Consider the following 15,366-nt stretch of genomic DNA (forward strand, 5'->3'; position numbering starts at 1 on the left):
GCGGGTTACTCCGGACGAATATTAAGAGGATCGCCAAACAGGATCGTGGCGTGGGCAAGGGCGATGGTGAGCATGAAGGCACCAAGCAGGCGGTAGAACAGGGGTCGTGCACGCGGCCCATCGAGCTTCGGCCAGATCAACAGAACGAGGCCGCCGGCGCCGAAAAGCAGAACAGCAAATACGCGAACAACGGCCTGAGCGACCGGGGCCGCGCGCAACCAGGCGCTAAACCCGGCGAGGTCGGATATCGCAAGGAAGAGTATAACCCCGACGAACCCGCAGACCATCGACCGAACATCGGAGTTCCTGAAGACGCGAATCATGCCGCCGCCTCCATCATCGTCGCGACGGCCGCGAAGCCGCCGAGGAACAGGCCGAGCGCGAACAGCATCATGCCGGCGATGCGCAACGCATAGCCGGTCGCCTCTGCATCGGGCAGGCGCAGCGCGCGGCGGGTGAGGCCGGGACGCACCAAGGTCGTCAGCCCGAGCGCGCCCGCGGCGCCGGCCAGTCCGGCCATCAAGGCGAGGCTGCGGGTCATTCGTGGTCGATCACTCTGGTGCGCTCGCGGATCACGCGGTCGCGATAGACGACTTTCCGGCCGCGATTGGCGCCGACGCCGAACACCACGATCCCGAGGAAATAGCCGAAATCATACCAGCCGCCATTATTGGGCACGGCATAGAGGGCGACGTCGGGCATCACGAGGCTGAGGAACCACGCCACCGGGAAGATGAAGCCGTGCCACAGCCCGAGCAGGAAGCCCGGCGCCTGGGGGTTCACGCCGCTGCTCACCTGGGTCGCGCATGCGGCGAGCAGCGCGCATGCGGCGAGCGCGGCACTGTTACGCAGAGGGTTCATTTCCTATCTCCTGCATCGTTCGCCGCGCTTGTGCGTTGCCGAGCCGAACCAACCCAAGGAGCAACCCCATGGCCGATACCAGTGCAATTCAGGAACATATGGAAGTCATCGGCGCCGACGGCGTCCATGTCGGCACCGTCGACCATGTCGAGGGCGACCGGATCAAGCTGACCAAGAAGGACAGCGGCGCGGAGATCGAAGGCGCCGAGGGCTCGCATGCCGGGCACCATCACTTCATCTCGCTCGGGCTGGTCGCCGAGGTCGAGGGCGACAAGGTGCGGCTCAGCGCCAACGCCGATGTGGCGATCAGCTTCGAGGAAGAAGAGGCGGGGTGATCTAGCCTCAAGGCGAGTCCCCCTCACCCTTCCGGCGCTGCGCGCCTCCCTCCCTCTCCCACAAGGGGAGAGGGAATTGGGAGTCACTCCCTCCCTCTCCCCTTGTGGGAGAGGGAGGGGGCCCGCGCCGAAGGCGTGGGAAGGGTGAGGGGGACGTATCATGCGAAGCTTCCCCGCAATTCGGGCGGCAAATTCGTGGCGATCTCCGCCAGCACGCCTTCGATATTCGTCATCACATCATTGTTCCAGAAGCGTAGCAGGCGGTAGCCCTCCGCTTTGAGAAAGGCGGTGCGCATTGCATCGTGATCGCGACGGTTCGCGTGCATCGCGTCGTCGACCTCGACGATCAGCTTTGCGGCGTGCGAGCAGAAATCGGCGTGATAGGGGCCAAACGGCACTTGATGGCGGAACTTCGCCGCAGGGAGCGCCGCTTTGAGTAACCTCTCCACCGGACCGGCATCACGACGCAGTGCGCGCGAGCGCGTAGGTGTAGTGGCAGGAAGCAACTGCCGTTTGGTCAGGCCCGCCGCATTCCCCCTCACCCTTCCCACGCGCTTCGCGCGCGGGCCCAGTGCCGGGTCAACAGCGCCCCGCGCTGTTGAGTGCATGCCGGGGGCATGCACGACCCTGCACTCCTCTCCCACAAGGGGAGAGGGAGATTTGAGCGATCCTGGGTGACCTACCCCTGCCACCTCACTGGCACGCCAGACATTCGTCATAGTCCGTGCTCTCGCCCAGATTGAACTGCGGCTTCTCGATCGTGTTGTCGGCCTCGACCCCGCCTGCGAAGCCGGCGCGCTGGACGCTCTTCGAGCGGAGATAATACAGCGACTTGATGCCGAGCTCCCATGCGCGGAAGTGGAGCATCAGCAGGTCCCATTTCTCGACATCGGCCGGGATGAACAGATTGAGCGACTGGGCCTGATCGATATAGGGCGCGCGGTCGCCGGCGAGCTCGAGGATCCAGCGCTGGTCGATCTCGAAGCTGGTCTTGTAGCAATCCTTCTCCTCAGCCGAGAGGAAGTCGAGATGCTGGACGCTGCCGCCCTGCTCGAGGATCGTGTTCCACACTGCGTCCGAATCCTTCGACTTCTCCTTGAGCAGCTTCTGGAGATACGGATTCTTGACCGAGAAGCTGCCCGACAGCGTCTTGTGGGTGTAGATGTTGGCCGGGATCGGCTCGATGCACGCGCTGGTGCCGCCGCAGATGATCGAGATGCTCGCGGTCGGCGCGATCGCCATCTTGCAGCTGAACCGCTCCATCACGCCCATGTCGGCAGCATCGGGGCAAGGGCCCCGCTCGACCGCGAGCTGCATCGAGGCTTCGTCGACCTGCCCCTTGATGTGCTTGAACATCTTGAGGTTCCACGACTTGGCCATCGCACCCTCGAACGAGAGCCCGCGCGCCTGCAGGAAGCTGTGATAGCCCATCACGCCGAGACCGACCGAGCGCTCGCGCATCGCCGAATAAGCGGCCTTCTCCATGCCGGGCTCGGCGCGCTCGATATAGTCGCTCAGCACATTGTCGAGGAAGCGCATCACGTCCTCGATGAAGCCCTTCGCGTCCTTCCACTCGTCCCACGTCTCGAGGTTGAGCGAGGACAGGCAGCACACCGCGGTACGCTCATTGCCGAGATGATCCTTGCCGGTGGGTAAGGTGATCTCGCTGCACAGGTTCGAGGTCGAGACCTTGAGGCCGAGATCGCGGTGATGCTTGGGCATGTTCGAGTTCACGTGATCGGCGAACACGATGTACGGCTCGCCGGTCGCGAGGCGCGTCTCGACCAGCTTCTGGAACAAGGCGCGGGCATCGACCTTGGCGCGCTCCGAGCCGTCCTTGGGGCTCTTGAGCGACCATTCAGCGCCGTCGCGGACGGCTTCCATGAACGCATCGGGGATGAGCACGCCGTGGTGGAGGTTCAATGCCTTGCGGTTGAAATCGCCCGAGGGTTTGCGGATTTCGAGGAATTCCTCGATCTCGGGATGCGAGATGTCGAGATAGCAGGCGGCCGAACCGCGGCGCAGCGACCCCTGGCTGATCGCGAGAGTCAGCGAATCCATCACCCGGACGAAGGGGATGATCCCGCTGGTCTTGCCGTTGAGGCCGACCGGCTCGCCGATGCCGCGGACATTGCCCCAATAGGTGCCGATGCCGCCGCCGCGCGAGGCGAGCCAGACATTCTCGTTCCACGTGTCGACGATGCCGTTGAGGCTGTCGGGTACCGAATTGAGGAAGCAGCTGATCGGCAGGCCGCGGCCGGTTCCGCCGTTCGACAGGACCGGAGTGGCGGGCATGAACCACAATCTCGAGATATAGTCGTAGATGCGCTGGGCATGCGCGGCATCGTCGGCATAGGCCGAGGCGACGCGGACGAAGAGATCCTGATAGGTCTCGCCGGGGAGAAGATAGCGGTCCTTCAGCGTCTCCTTGCCGAATTCGGTGAGCAAGGCGTCGCGGCTGTGATCGACCTCGAGCGGCCAGGCGCGCGGGTTCACCGCATGCGAATCGCGCACGGGTTTTTTCGGTTTGGCTGCCTTGGCTTCGGCAGGTGCGGGGGCTTCGGCGACGGTGTCGTTCACGCTGTTTTCCGTGTCCCTGAATTCCATGTCATCCGACCCTTTTTCGACTCTGCACGCGCCTCCTTCCGGGAGGCTTCGGTGCGACTCGGGGCGGCTCGGCGATAGTAGTCATCGCCACGGCTTCGCGCGAGAACAAAAAACGAACTCAGCGCCGGCAGCCGGGCACGACAGAGCCTCACCGCATATGGGTATGCGGGGGTGCTTCTACCAGTGCTTGAGCCTGCCCCTTAGTCTTACCACTACAGATTGTGCCAAACCGAGTCCGGGCACAAGGGGTTAAATCAGCCCTTTACCAAACGGTTCATCGCTAAAATGACTCGGCTCGCAGTGGCCCCGAACCTGCGACGCATGGTCAATCCTCGGGTCCCTGAAAGGCAAGAGAACACAGCGCGAACCGAAAAAATATTCCGGGGAGGAATCGGTGGACACAATGGGTAGTGTTCGGGGGTAGTGTTCGGGCGATCGGCGGGCGCCTTCGCGATATGCCGCCGGCAGTCGTTCGACGAGCGACCGGCAAGATCCTCGCGGTCACCGCGCCCGCTTCACGCGTCACCCCGGCACAGGGCCGGGTGCGAGTTGGCGCGAATGCACCCGGGACTTTTCGGCATGGGTGTTGCGCTCTAGGACTATGCGCCTGATTTTTGGGGGGACGGCGCATGCGGATGGGCTTGCTGGCACTGGCGTTGATGGCGAGCGCCCCCGCGACGGGGCAGGACGGAGCCGTGGACGTCGCCGAGAAGTCGATCGACGAACTCCGTGCGATGCTCGCGGGCGGCACCTCCAGCGCGCGGCTGACCCAGGCGTATCTCGACCGGATCGAGGCGATCGACCAGAACGGCCCGACGCTGCGTTCGGTGATCGCGATCTCGCCCAACGCGCTCGATCAGGCGCGGGCGAGCGACGTGCGGCGCAAGGCGGGCACGCTGAAAGGGCCGCTCGACGGCATTCCGGTGCTGATCAAGGACAATATCGACACCAAGGAACTGCCGACCACCGCGGGCAGCCTCGCGCTGGCCGACAACCGCACCGGGCGCGACGCGCCGATGGTGGCGCTGCTGCGTGCCGAGGGTGCGGTGATCCTCGGCAAGACCAATCTCAGCGAATGGGCGAATATCCGCTCGAACCATTCGATGAGCGGGTGGAGCGCGGTCGGCGGGCTGGTCAGGAACCCCTATGCGCTCGATCGCAGCGCCTGCGGTTCGTCCAGCGGATCCGGCGCGGCGGTGGCGGCGAGCCTCGCCGCGGTCGCGGTGGGGACCGAGACCGACGGATCGGTGGTCTGCCCCGCATCGATGAACGGGCTGGTCGGGCTCAAGCCGACGCTCGGGCTGGTCAGCCGCACCCATGTCGTGCCGATCAGCCACAGCCAGGACACGCCGGGGCCGATGGCGCGCAGCGTCAAGGATGCGGCGATCCTGTTCTCGGCGATGGTCGGCAGCGATCCGAAGGATGCGGCGACCAGGGGCGCCGACAAATACCGCAAGGACTATGCCGCCGGGCTTTCGGCGGAGGCGCTGCGGGGTATGCGCCTCGGCTTTTGGAAGCCCGAGATGGATCGCGAACTCGCCGCGCGCTTCGACCAGGCGCTGGACGAGCTGCGCGGCGCCGGGGCGATCCTGGTCGAAGTGAAGATGCCCGAATTGAAGGGGCTCGGCGATGCCGAGAGCGAAGTGCTCTACACCGAATTGAAGGACGATCTGGCGGCCTATCTCGCGACCACGCCGGCGTCAGTGAAGGTGCGCACGCTGGCCGACGTGATTGCGTTCAACGAAGCGAACAAGGCAGTGGAGATGCCGTTCTTCGGGCAGGAGAGCTTCCTCAAGGCGGAGAAGACGCGCAGGACCAAGGACGCCGAATATCTCGGCGCGCGCGCGAAATCGCTTCGGCTGGCGGGAGTCGAAGGGATCGACGCGATGCTCAAGGCCGCGAACGCGCAGATCCTCGTGACGCCGACCTATGGCACGCCGTGGCTCAGCGACCCTGCGCATGGCGACCAGTTCAGCGGCCCTTCCGCGAGCAAACTGCCGGCGGTTTCGGGCTATCCGCACCTCACCGTGCCGATGGGGCTGGTCGAGGGCGGGCTGCCGGCGGGGCTGTCGTTCATCGGGACGGCCTATGCCGACGAATTGCTGCTCAAGGCGGGTTTTGCCTATGAACAGGCGACGCAGGCACGGGTGCCGCCGCGCTATCTGCCGAGCGCGCCGGCCGAGCTGGGACCGCAGACGCTTCGGTGACGCAATATCCTTCCGCGGAGCTTTCGCGCATCGGGAGATCTGACGCTTATCTACTGTCGAGCTCGAGCAATTCTGCGCGGACATGGATCGCCCCGAGCGACATGCGCACTTCGATCAGGAAATAGATCAGGCACGTCATCAGCAGCAGCATCGAGACGACGAAGGCGACCGCGACGATTCCGCCGACATGAAGCCCGAACAGCCGCGAGACGAACATCAACGCAACGACGAAACAAGTGGCCAGCGCGCTGGAGACGCACAGGAAGATCGCCATGTTGATCACCGAGATGCGCTTGTCGATCAGGCGCAGTTCCCAGACGTGGCGATCATGCTCCGGCCCGGTCGAGCGCGGATGGATCTCCTCGAGGGTGCGCGCCCGATCGACGATCCGCGCAAGGCGGGCGACCATCACGTTGAGGATCGCGCCGATGCCGGCGAGCAGGAACACCGGCGCGATCGCGCTCTGGATCGTGTCGGCGACGGTGGAGAGATAGGGGCCTGACATCATGTGCCGGTTATGACGGGCTGGCGCGGCGGAGCGCAAGCGGGTTAGGTAATCTACCGGTTGGTAACCGATCCGGGCGTAAGAACGGGGGATGACCAAGCCGATGCCGCTCGACGATTTCACGCGCCTGCCGCCCGTACTGACGGTCGAATGCGTCGACGGACTGGCGGCGAGCATCGATTCGGTAGCCGCCCGCGCGGCGCCCTCGCACCGTTTTCTCCGTTATGGCTGGTTCGCGGCGGCGCTGCAGGCCTATGGCGGCGCGGCGCGGACGCTCACCGTGGCACGCGAAGGCGAGCCGGCGGCGGCGCTGCCGATCGTGCCGATGGGTCCAGGCTGGCTGCGGCTCGCGACAGCGCCCGGATGCTATTGGCCGTTTCGCAGCTTCCCGGTGCGTTCCGACGCCGGGATCGAAGTGGCCGAGGCGCTGCTCGCCCGGCTGGGGCGTGAGGCGAATGCCTTGCGGCTGGGGCCGGTCTATGACGGCGATCCGGCGCTCGAGCTGCTCCGCGAGGCCGCAACGGCCAAGGGCTGGGCAGTGCTCGACCGCTTCGTCGCCGAAAGCTTCCTGCTCGATATCGCCGCGTCGCAAGCCGATGGCGGCTGGCCGCGCAACTCGACGCTGCGCAAGAATCGTTTTCATGAAAAGCATCTGGGCGGGCACGGCGAACTCGACTGGCGCTTCGTGTCGGGGGCGGACTGGGACATGGCCGCCTTCGACGCGCTGGCCGAAATCGAGCGGAAGAGCTGGATCGCCGCGCGGACCGACGGATCGGACGCCAAATTCACTGAGGAAGGCCATGGCGGCTTCTGGCGCGCGGCTTCGGCCGATCCGGTGATTGCCGGGATGATGTGGGCGGCGGTGCTGCGCGTCGACGGCGCGCCCGCGGCCTTCTCGTTCGACCTCAATGCGGGCGCGCTCAAATATGCGATCGCCAATAGCTACGATCCCGCCTTCGCCAAGCATTCGCCGGGCAAATTGCTCTATTATCGCAACCTCGTCCGCGGGATCGAGGACGGCATCACGACCGTCGACTGGGGCGCGGGCGACAGCGGGTACAAGCGCGTGATCGGCGCCGAACGCGGTCCGGCGATCCGTGACTGGCTGTTCGTGCGGCCGGGGCTGCCGGCGTTGGCGGGGCGGATGCTGCGCGGGATGTGGCGGCGGAGCGGACACAAGCAACCCTCTGTCACCCCGGCCGAAGTGCCGGGGTCCACCGATCCGGACGCGAGCAGCTAGAGGCGCTATCGCCTCGCCCAGCCGCACAGTGGACCCCGGCACTTCGGCCGGGGTGACGGTAAATAGTCAGACCGCGAACGCCTCGGCATCGATCGAATAGAGCAGCTCCGCCGGCGCCATCGCTGCGGCCTTGAGCCCCATGGCCTCGGGGACGATCTGCTCGACGTAGAAGCGCGCCGCGGCGGCCTTCATCTTGAGGAAGGCGGGATCGCCCTCCGACCGCGCGGCGACGCGGCCCTGATGCTCCATCAGCCAGCCGCAGGTGGCGACCGAGAGCATGGTCAGGAACGGGTAGCTTGCCGCGAGCCGGTCGTCGGTGTCGGCGCCGAGCAAATGACGCCCGACTTCCTCGCACGCGTCGATCAGCCGGAGCAACTCGGCATCCTCGGCCTCGCGGCGCATCTGATCGAGCAACGCGAGCAAGGTGCCGCCATTGTCCATGCCGAGCTTGCGGCCGACGAGGTCGGCGGCCTGGATGCCGTTGGTGCCTTCGTAGATCGGGGTGATGCGCGCGTCGCGGAAATGCTGGGCGGCGCCGGTCTCCTCGATATAGCCCATCCCGCCATGGACCTGCACGCCGAGGCTGGCGACTTCGTTGCCGAGATCGGTGCCGTGCGCCTTGGCGAGCGGGGTGAGCAATTCGACGCGGGCCTGCGCGGCCTTGTCGCCGGCACGGCCGCGGTCGAGCTGGCCGAAGGCGTAATAGACCAAAGCGCGCGCCGCCTGGGTCTGCGCCTTCATCCGCAGCAGCATGCGGCGGACGTCGGGATGCTCCACGATCGCGGCGGGCGCGCCGGCGCGGACGCCCTGGACGCGCTCACGGGCATAAGCCACGGCGCGCTGGGTGGCGCGCTCGGCGACTTGCACGCCCTGCAGGCCGACATTGAGCCGGGCATTGTTCATCATGGTGAACATCGCGCGGATGCCGCCCATCTCGCCGCCGATCAACTCGCCGATGCAATCGTCATGATCGCCGAAGCTGAGCACGCAGGTGGGCGAAGCGTGGAGCCCCATCTTGTGCTCGATCGAGACGGTGCGGACGTCGTTAAAATCGCCGGGGGTGCCGTCGGGATTCAGCCGGTATTTGGGGACGAGGAAGAGCGACAGGCCCTTCGTCCCTTCGGGCGCGTCGGGGGTGCGGGCGAGGACGAGATGGACGATGTTGTCGGCCATGTCGTGATCGCCGAAGCTGATGAAGATCTTGGTGCCTTTGATCCGGAACGTGCCGTCGCCGACGGGCTCGGCCTTGCTCTTGAGCGCACCGACGTCGCTGCCTGCCTGCGGCTCGGTGAGGTTCATCGTGCCGGTCCATTCGCCGGTGGCGAGCTTCGGGAGATAGAGGGCTTGCTGCTCGGGGGTGCCGTGATGCGCCAGTGCCTCGATCGCGCCCACCGTCAGGATCGGCGCGAGCGCGAAGCCCATATTGGCAGTGCCGAGCGTTTCGAGCACCGCGATCGACAGGCTGACCGGCAGGCCTTGACCGCCATATTCAGCGGGCGAGCCGATCGTGCCCCAGCCGCCTTCGACATAGGCCTTGTACGCCGCGGCATAGCCTGCGGGCATCGTCACGCCCTGCTCACTCCATTTGGGGCCATGGGTGTCGCCCAGCCGGTCGAGCGGCGCCCATTCGCCCGCGGCGAACAGTCCCGCACCTTCGAGCACTGCGTCGGTGATTTCGCCGGCCTCCGCGCTGATCTCGGACAGGCGGACGATGGACTCGAGCACGAAGCGCTGCTCGGCGATGGCGGGAGTGAACATCAGGCCTCTCTTGTCGTCTTGTTTGCCGCGCTATAGCGCCCGTCGGGTGAGCCCGACAAATCCCCGCATCTTACCCTACGGCGCGGCCGCGATCGCCGAGGCCTGCGCGGTGATTCGCGCGGGTGGCTGCGTCGCAGTGCCGACCGAAACGGTCTACGGGCTCGCCGCCGACGCAAGTGATTCGCGTGCGGTGGCCGGGATTTACGCGGCCAAGGGGCGGCCGAGCTTCAACCCGCTGATCGTGCATGTGCCCGATCTCGAGGCGGCCGAGATCATCGCGATGTTCGACGATGCGGCACGCGACCTGGCGCGGCGCTTCTGGCCGGGGCCGTTGACGCTGGTGCTGCCGCTGCGTGCCGGGGCGGGGATCGCCTCGCTGGTGACCGCGGGGCTCGACACGATCGCGATCCGCGTGCCCGATCATCGCGCGATGCAGGCACTGCTCGACGCGACCGGGCTGCCGCTGGCGGCGCCGTCGGCCAATGCCAGCGGGTCGATTTCGCCGACTCGGGCCGAGCATGTCGCGAAGAGCCTGGCCGGGCGGATTCCGCTGGTGATCGACGATGGGCCGACCTCTGCCGGCATCGAGTCGACGATCGTTCAAGGGCAGACGATCCTGCGGCCGGGGCCGCTGAGCGAGAGAGATTTGTTCTCCGGCGAAGGCCGGAACCCTGCGTTACAGCGCGAATCGCTCGGTGACGCAACGCTCCGGCCTTCGCCGGAGCACCGGGTAGTGGCGCCCGGACAGCTCGACAGCCACTATGCTCCCGGAAAGTCGTTGCGGCTGAACGCGACGGTGCGGCGGGAAGGCGAGTGGCTGATCGGGTTCGGGGCGGTGCCGGGGGACGATACGCTGTCGATCCGCGGCGATCTGGTCGAGGCCGCGGCGAATTTGTTCGACGCCCTGCATCGCGGCGATGCGTCGACAGCGGCAGCGATCGCCGTGGCGCCGGTGCCGGAGACGGGAATCGGCGTGGCGATCAACGACCGGCTGCGAAGGGCGGCCTTTCCCAAATAGCCGTCATCCCGGCGAAGGCCGGGATCTCAGGCAGCCGTCCGCTCGCAGCCTGAGGTCCCGGCTTTCGCCGGGATGACGTTCAGGCCGCAGCGCCTTCCTTGAGCCGGTTGGCGAAGCTCTTGCGCAGTTTGCGCAGCTTGGGCGGGATGACTGCCATGCAATAGGGATTACGCTGGCCTTCGCCCTGCCAATATTCCTGGTGGTAATCCTCGGCGGGGTACCATTCGGACAGCGGCTCGATCGTCGTGACGATCGGCGCAGGCCAGTCGGCCGAGGCACGCGCGATCGCAGCCTTTGCCTCGGCCTCCTGTTCGTCGGAATGCGGGAAGATCGCGGAGCGGTACTGGGTGCCCACGTCATTGCCCTGGCGGTTGAGCTGGGTCGGATCGTGGGTCGCGAGGAAGATGTCGAGCAGATCGCCATAGCGGATCTGATCGGTGTCGAAGGTCACCCGGATCGCCTCGGCATGGCCGGTGTCGCCGCCGCAGACCTGCTTGTAGGTCGGATTGGGCACATTGCCGCCGATATAGCCGCTCTCGACCTTGCTCACGCCGACGACATCATTGAACACCGCCTCGGTGCACCAGAAGCATCCGCCGGCGAGCGTCGCAGTTTCGACTGTCATTTCGATCTCCTTGTCGCGGTTAAGATAGGTTGGGGTTGGCTGAGCGCAATCGCCGCTATAGGCGAAGCGCCAAAGGGAGATCCGAATGCGCGACGGGTGTGTGCTGGTGACGGGCGGAGCAGGCTATATCGGCAGCCATGCGGTGCTGGCTTTGCTCGATGCGGGCTGGAAGGTCGTGGTGGTCGACAACCTCGTCACCGGGTTCGATTGGGCGGTCGACAAGCGCGCGAAGCTGGTCGTGGCGAACATCGACGACGAGGCGACCATTCGCGCGACGATGGGCGACAATGGCGTGACTGCAGTGATGCATTTCGCCGGATCGGTAGTGGTGCCCGAGAGCGTCAGCGACCCGCTCAAATATTACCGCAACAACACCGTCGCGAGCCGATCGCTGATCGAGAGCGCAGTGGCCTCCGGGGTGAAGCATTTCATCTTCTCCTCGACCGCGGCGACCTATGGCATCCCCGAGCAGGTGCCCGTCTCCGAGGACAGCCCCAAGGTGCCGATCAATCCGTATGGCATGTCCAAGCTGATGACCGAGTTCATGCTCCGCGACGTCGCCGCGGCACACCCGATCAACTATTGCGCGCTGCGCTATTTCAACGTCGCGGGTGCGGACCCGCAGGGCCGCAGCGGCCAATCGACCGCGGGCGCGACGCATCTGATCAAGATCGCGGCGGAAGCGGCGACGGGCAAGCGCGACGCGGTATCGGTGTTCGGCACCGATTTCGCCACCGAGGACGGCACCGGGGTGCGCGATTACATCCACGTCACCGATCTCGCCGCGGCGCATGTCGATGCGCTGGATCTGCTGATCGCGCGGCCGGAGGAGAGCCACACGATGAACGCCGGCTATGGCCGCGGCTTCTCGGTGCTGCAGGTGCTCGACGCAGTGGATCGCGTGACCAATCGCAAGATCGAGCGGCGGCTGGAGGGGCGCAGGGCGGGGGATCCCGACGCGCTGGTCGCGGACAACAGCAAGATCCTGAGCGCCCTGCCGTGGCGGCCGAAGCACGACGATCTCGAGGGAATCGTCAAGGATGCGCTGGCGTGGGAGCGCAAGCTGGCCGAGCGCGAGGGCTGACGCGGACGTCGATGATGCCGACATGACTCCGCACGAGAAGGTGTGGGTATGGGTGGCAAGGTGGGGCACGCCTGAGAAAAGCCGTTCCGCCGGAATGGCTCGTAAGCGCGGACATGCGTTAGCTTGTCACCCCGGCACAAGGCCGGGGTGACAGGTTGGCTAGGTCGTTTTGCGGAACAACTTCAGCTCGACACCCCACCAGAGCAGTGCCCAGCAGCTGCCGAACGCCCAGCCGGCGAGGACGTCGCTGGGCCAGTGGACGCCGAGATAGATGCGGCTCACTCCGATCAGCCCGACCAGCAGCATCGCCACTGCGATCACGAACCCGCGCATCCGCCAGCCGCGAACCAGCGGGAAGAGCAGGGTCGCCAGCGTGAGATAGACGATCGCGCTGTTGGCGGCATGGCCGCTCGGGAAGCTGTGCGACGTCTCCTCCATCAGCCGGTCGACCAGATCGGGGCGCGAGCGGGCGATCAGCGCCTTGACGAAGGTGACCGCCAACCCGCCAAGGCTGGTCGCGGCGACGACGAGCAGGGCCGAGCGGAAGCGCCGTTGCAGCATGAGGAAGCAGGCCGTGAACACCACCACCATGGTGAGCACGGTCGAGCTGCCCAGCGCAGTCACGTCGCGCACTGCCGACGGCAGCCAATGCGGACCGAGCGGCTGTTCGGGGTGGCCGGAGACGCGCATCGCTAGCATGATCGCGCGGTCCATCTCGGCGACGTCGTCGTCCATGATCGCGTGCCCGAACCAGACCAGCCCAAGGAGCAGCAGCGCCACCGCCGCCAGCGCGACGATCGGCCAGGGGATACGCCGCGACGATGCGGCTTCCGATTTGAGCGCGACGACGGGCTCGGGGGGCGGAGTCTCCATCCGCCCCTAATGCCGCATCGCGCCTAGAGTTGCACCCTCAGCGTCGCACGCAGGTCGCGGCCGGCGAGCGGGGCATAATCCTTGAGCACGCTGGTGTGGCGGCGCGCCTCGACGTCGAAGATATTGTTCGCCGACAGCATCAGGCTGGTGTTCGAGCCTGCGCCGAACGGCTTCCACGAGACCGACGCGTTGACCAGGGTGAAGCCGCCGGTCCTGGTCTCGAAATCGGTGACTCGGTCCTGCTTGAAGCTGTGCTCGACCTCGATGCGACCGGTGAGCGCGTCCGACTGCGCCTCGAGTCCGCCCATCACGCGCAGCGGCGGAATGCGCGGGACCGGGCCTTGATCGACCAATTCGGCATGGACGAAATCCGACAATGCGTCGGCATTGATCGCGAAGCCGCCGAGTTGCGCGAGCCGCGCCGAGCCCTCGACTTCGAAGCCGTAATAGCGGGCATTGGCCTGATTATATTGGAACACCGGCAGACCGTCCTCGATCGCGCCGGTGGGGGCATCGTAGATATAGTCGGTGAACCAGTTGTAATAAGCGGCCGCCGACAGACTCCAGCCGTCGCCGCTGCCCTTGAGCGTGCCTTCGACGCCCCAGGCCTTTTCGGTGGTGAAGTCGGGGTTTCCGATCTCGAACGCCTGGGTGCCGGCATGCGGCCCGTTGGCGAACAATTCTTCCTGCGTCGGCGCACGTTCGCTGCGCGACACATTGACGCCGAGACGCAGGTGCTCGGCCAGCGCATAGCTGGCGCCGAGCGAGGCAGAGAGACTGTCGAAGCTGCGATCGAGCAGCGGATTGCCGATATCCTGATCGGCCTGCGCGCGCAGGCCGTTATGTTCGTAGCGCAATGCCGCTTCGGCCTTGAGCGCGCCGAAATCGAGCGACTGGAGCGTGAACAGGCCATATTGGCTGCTCTCGGTGCGCGGCAGGAACTTCTCCTCGCCGACGATGCGGGTGTTGCGGGTCGAGAATTGCCCACCGGTGACGCCTTCCCACTCGCCATGGGTTTCCTGGACCAATTCGAGCCGGCCTTCGAAACCCTGGCTGTAGAAGGTGGTGCCGACTTCGCCGGTGTCCTCGATCTCGCTGTGCTGATAATCCGCCGCGGCGAGCCGGACGCGGATCTGGTGGATGCCCGCGGCCTCGGTGGTGATGTCGCCGCGCACGTCGAAACGAGTCTGCTTGGCGTGCAGCTGGACCGCTTCGGCTTCGACCGACGGATCGAGCGAATAGCGGATCGGCACGCCGTAGAGGCTGTCGTAACGCGAGACCGAGAAGCCGAGGCTGCCGCGATCGTCGACGATCGCCGCGCCGCCGGCAATGTCCCAGGTGCGCGCAGCGGTGTTGGGGACCTCGCCCTTGAGGTTCGCGAGTGCCTGGATGTCGGGATCGGCGCTGGCCGCGGCCTGCGCGCGCAGCGCGGGGGTCAGCACATAGCCACCGCTGCGCAGGTCACCGGTCTTGGTGTAGCTGCCATCGGCGTGGACGACGAGCTTGCCCGCGACCGGCACGTCGGCGACGCCGGTGATCGAACGCTCGTCCGATGCGCTGCCATAGGTTGCCATCCCGTCGAAATGGAGCGGGCTTTCGGCCATGCGGCGCGGGATACGGCTGTCGATGACGTTGACCACGCCGCCGATCGACGAGGGACCGAACAGCAAGGCCGAGGGGCCACGCAGCACTTCGATACGGTCGGCGGTGAGCGGGTTGATCACTGCGGCGTGATCCGCCGAGGTGTTCGATACGTCGATGCTGCCGATTCCGTCGATCAGCAGCCGCGCGCGATCTCCGGTGAAGCCGCGCAGCACCGGGCGCGAGGCATTGGGGCCGAACGAGGTTGCCGACACGCCGGGCTGCGACGCGAGCGTCTCACCGATCGTCGGGCGCATCTCGCGAGTCAGTTCCTCGGCGGCGAGGACCGCCGTGCCGCCGAGCACGTCCGCAGTGGCGCGGGCGCGCGTGCCGGTGACGACGATTTCCTGGTTGGGCTGGGCGTGATCGCGGTCCTGCCCGGGGGTCGTAGGTGCGTCGGCCGGAGCATTGGCGGTGGCGTCAGGAGCTGCCTTCTCCTCGGCATGCGCTGGCAAGGCGACGAAGGCGGCAGTGGCAAGCAAAAGACTACGCAGCATGGGATACCCCGAACAAGAATGTGCTGCGGCGCGGTAGCTGAGATGATATAAGGTATCAAGAGTGTTCGATGTGACGGAAGCGTGGTTCAGCGGAATGCCATCGTGCCTCGTTGCG

The 15,366-nt window shown here is 66.1% G+C and carries 15 protein-coding genes; 5 read left to right on the top strand and 10 right to left on the bottom strand.

Annotation, left to right across the window (positions count from 1 at the left end; genetic code table 11):
- Positions 1-5 precede the first annotated feature (5 nt).
- From CVN68_RS16785 to CVN68_RS16795, 3 genes are read right to left on the bottom strand one after another with little or no spacing between them, the layout of a single operon-like run.
- The gene (locus CVN68_RS16785) at positions 6-323 is read right to left on the bottom strand and encodes a hypothetical protein (protein WP_100283221.1); all 318 of its coding nucleotides are present in this window, start codon (positions 321-323) and stop codon (positions 6-8) included.
- Complete coding sequence (locus CVN68_RS16790) at positions 320-541, bottom strand: hypothetical protein (protein ID WP_100283222.1); 222 nt, start codon at positions 539-541, stop codon at positions 320-322. The genes CVN68_RS16785 and CVN68_RS16790 overlap by 4 nt, the downstream gene beginning before the upstream one ends.
- The gene (locus tag CVN68_RS16795) at positions 538-861 is read right to left on the bottom strand and encodes a hypothetical protein (protein ID WP_100283223.1); all 324 of its coding nucleotides are present in this window, start codon (positions 859-861) and stop codon (positions 538-540) included. Before CVN68_RS16795 ends, CVN68_RS16790 begins: the two co-directional genes overlap by 4 nt.
- Before the next feature lie 68 nt (positions 862-929).
- On the opposite strand from CVN68_RS16795, the gene CVN68_RS16800 reads away from it, so the two are divergent.
- A complete protein-coding gene (locus tag CVN68_RS16800) occupies positions 930-1,196 on the top strand; it encodes a DUF2171 domain-containing protein (protein ID WP_100283224.1) in 267 nt (88 codons plus the stop codon).
- A gap of 158 nt (positions 1,197-1,354) precedes the next feature.
- Here the strand turns inward: CVN68_RS16800 and CVN68_RS16805 are convergent, their stop codons facing one another.
- On the bottom strand, positions 1,355-1,819 hold the full coding sequence (locus tag CVN68_RS16805; protein WP_324870231.1) for an endonuclease domain-containing protein: 465 nt from the start codon (positions 1,817-1,819) through the stop codon (positions 1,355-1,357).
- 70 nt (positions 1,820-1,889) lie between these two features.
- On the bottom strand, positions 1,890-3,803 hold the full coding sequence (locus CVN68_RS16810) for a ribonucleoside-diphosphate reductase subunit alpha (protein ID WP_100283226.1): 1,914 nt from the start codon (positions 3,801-3,803) through the stop codon (positions 1,890-1,892).
- A gap of 635 nt (positions 3,804-4,438) precedes the next feature.
- Here CVN68_RS16810 and CVN68_RS16815 point away from each other — a divergent pair.
- Positions 4,439-6,010 (top strand): amidase, encoded by a 1,572-nt coding sequence (locus tag CVN68_RS16815; protein ID WP_233503731.1) that lies wholly within the window; start codon positions 4,439-4,441, stop codon positions 6,008-6,010.
- Between the two features lie 46 nt (positions 6,011-6,056).
- Here the strand turns inward: CVN68_RS16815 and CVN68_RS16820 are convergent, their stop codons facing one another.
- Complete coding sequence (locus CVN68_RS16820) at positions 6,057-6,515, bottom strand: DUF2721 domain-containing protein (RefSeq protein WP_100284477.1); 459 nt, start codon at positions 6,513-6,515, stop codon at positions 6,057-6,059.
- Between the two features lie 91 nt (positions 6,516-6,606).
- Between CVN68_RS16820 and CVN68_RS16825 the strand changes: the two genes are divergently transcribed.
- Positions 6,607-7,755 carry a GNAT family N-acetyltransferase gene (locus CVN68_RS16825; RefSeq protein WP_100283228.1) on the top strand — a complete coding sequence of 383 codons (1,149 nt, stop codon included), beginning with the start codon at positions 6,607-6,609 and terminating at the stop codon, positions 7,753-7,755.
- 66 nt (positions 7,756-7,821) lie between these two features.
- On the opposite strand, the gene CVN68_RS16830 is transcribed toward CVN68_RS16825, so the two are convergent.
- A complete protein-coding gene (locus CVN68_RS16830; RefSeq protein ID WP_100283229.1) occupies positions 7,822-9,513 on the bottom strand; it encodes an acyl-CoA dehydrogenase in 1,692 nt (563 codons plus the stop codon).
- A gap of 46 nt (positions 9,514-9,559) precedes the next feature.
- Here CVN68_RS16830 and CVN68_RS16835 point away from each other — a divergent pair, with 46 nt between their 5' ends.
- Positions 9,560-10,531 carry an L-threonylcarbamoyladenylate synthase gene (locus CVN68_RS16835; protein ID WP_233503394.1) on the top strand — a complete coding sequence of 324 codons (972 nt, stop codon included), beginning with the start codon at positions 9,560-9,562 and terminating at the stop codon, positions 10,529-10,531.
- A 79-nt stretch (positions 10,532-10,610) separates the two neighbouring features.
- On the opposite strand, the gene msrA is transcribed toward CVN68_RS16835, so the two are convergent.
- Positions 10,611-11,156 carry a peptide-methionine (S)-S-oxide reductase MsrA gene (gene msrA / locus CVN68_RS16840; protein WP_100283230.1) on the bottom strand — a complete coding sequence of 182 codons (546 nt, stop codon included), beginning with the start codon at positions 11,154-11,156 and terminating at the stop codon, positions 10,611-10,613.
- Positions 11,157-11,241: 85 nt separating this feature from the next.
- Between msrA and galE the strand changes: the two genes are divergently transcribed.
- Entirely contained in the window at positions 11,242-12,240 is a 999-nt protein-coding gene (gene galE, locus CVN68_RS16845) for a UDP-glucose 4-epimerase GalE (RefSeq protein ID WP_100283231.1), read from the top strand.
- A gap of 159 nt (positions 12,241-12,399) precedes the next feature.
- On the opposite strand, the gene CVN68_RS16850 is transcribed toward galE, so the two are convergent.
- On the bottom strand, positions 12,400-13,113 hold the full coding sequence (locus CVN68_RS16850; protein ID WP_100283232.1) for a phosphatase PAP2 family protein: 714 nt from the start codon (positions 13,111-13,113) through the stop codon (positions 12,400-12,402).
- Between the two features lie 23 nt (positions 13,114-13,136).
- A complete protein-coding gene (locus CVN68_RS16855) occupies positions 13,137-15,251 on the bottom strand; it encodes a TonB-dependent receptor (RefSeq protein WP_100283233.1) in 2,115 nt (704 codons plus the stop codon).
- Positions 15,252-15,366 lie beyond the last annotated feature (115 nt).

The organism is Sphingomonas psychrotolerans (assembly GCF_002796605.1).
GTDB lineage: Bacteria > Pseudomonadota > Alphaproteobacteria > Sphingomonadales > Sphingomonadaceae > Sphingomonas > Sphingomonas psychrotolerans.

Bases quoted from the DNA above. Each gene is read 5' to 3' on its own strand.
- CVN68_RS16790 (WP_100283222.1), bottom strand. From the start codon at position 541: ATGACCCGCAGCCTCGCCTTGATGGCCGGACTGGCCGGCGCCGCGGGC.
- CVN68_RS16810 (WP_100283226.1), bottom strand. From the start codon at position 3,803: ATGGAATTCAGGGACACGGAAAACAGCGTGAACGACACCGTCGCCGAA.
- CVN68_RS16795 (WP_100283223.1), bottom strand. From the start codon at position 861: ATGAACCCTCTGCGTAACAGTGCCGCGCTCGCCGCATGCGCGCTGCTC.
- CVN68_RS16855 (WP_100283233.1), bottom strand. From the start codon at position 15,251: ATGCTGCGTAGTCTTTTGCTTGCCACTGCCGCCTTCGTCGCCTTGCCA.
- CVN68_RS16820 (WP_100284477.1), bottom strand. From the start codon at position 6,515: ATGTCAGGCCCCTATCTCTCCACCGTCGCCGACACGATCCAGAGCGCG.
- CVN68_RS16785 (WP_100283221.1), bottom strand. From the start codon at position 323: ATGATTCGCGTCTTCAGGAACTCCGATGTTCGGTCGATGGTCTGCGGG.
- CVN68_RS16825 (WP_100283228.1), top strand. From the start codon at position 6,607: ATGACCAAGCCGATGCCGCTCGACGATTTCACGCGCCTGCCGCCCGTA.
- galE (WP_100283231.1), top strand. From the start codon at position 11,242: ATGCGCGACGGGTGTGTGCTGGTGACGGGCGGAGCAGGCTATATCGGC.
- CVN68_RS16800 (WP_100283224.1), top strand. From the start codon at position 930: ATGGCCGATACCAGTGCAATTCAGGAACATATGGAAGTCATCGGCGCC.
- CVN68_RS16830 (WP_100283229.1), bottom strand. From the start codon at position 9,513: ATGTTCACTCCCGCCATCGCCGAGCAGCGCTTCGTGCTCGAGTCCATC.
- CVN68_RS16815 (WP_233503731.1), top strand. From the start codon at position 4,439: ATGGGCTTGCTGGCACTGGCGTTGATGGCGAGCGCCCCCGCGACGGGG.
- CVN68_RS16850 (WP_100283232.1), bottom strand. From the start codon at position 13,113: ATGGAGACTCCGCCCCCCGAGCCCGTCGTCGCGCTCAAATCGGAAGCC.
- msrA (WP_100283230.1), bottom strand. From the start codon at position 11,156: ATGACAGTCGAAACTGCGACGCTCGCCGGCGGATGCTTCTGGTGCACC.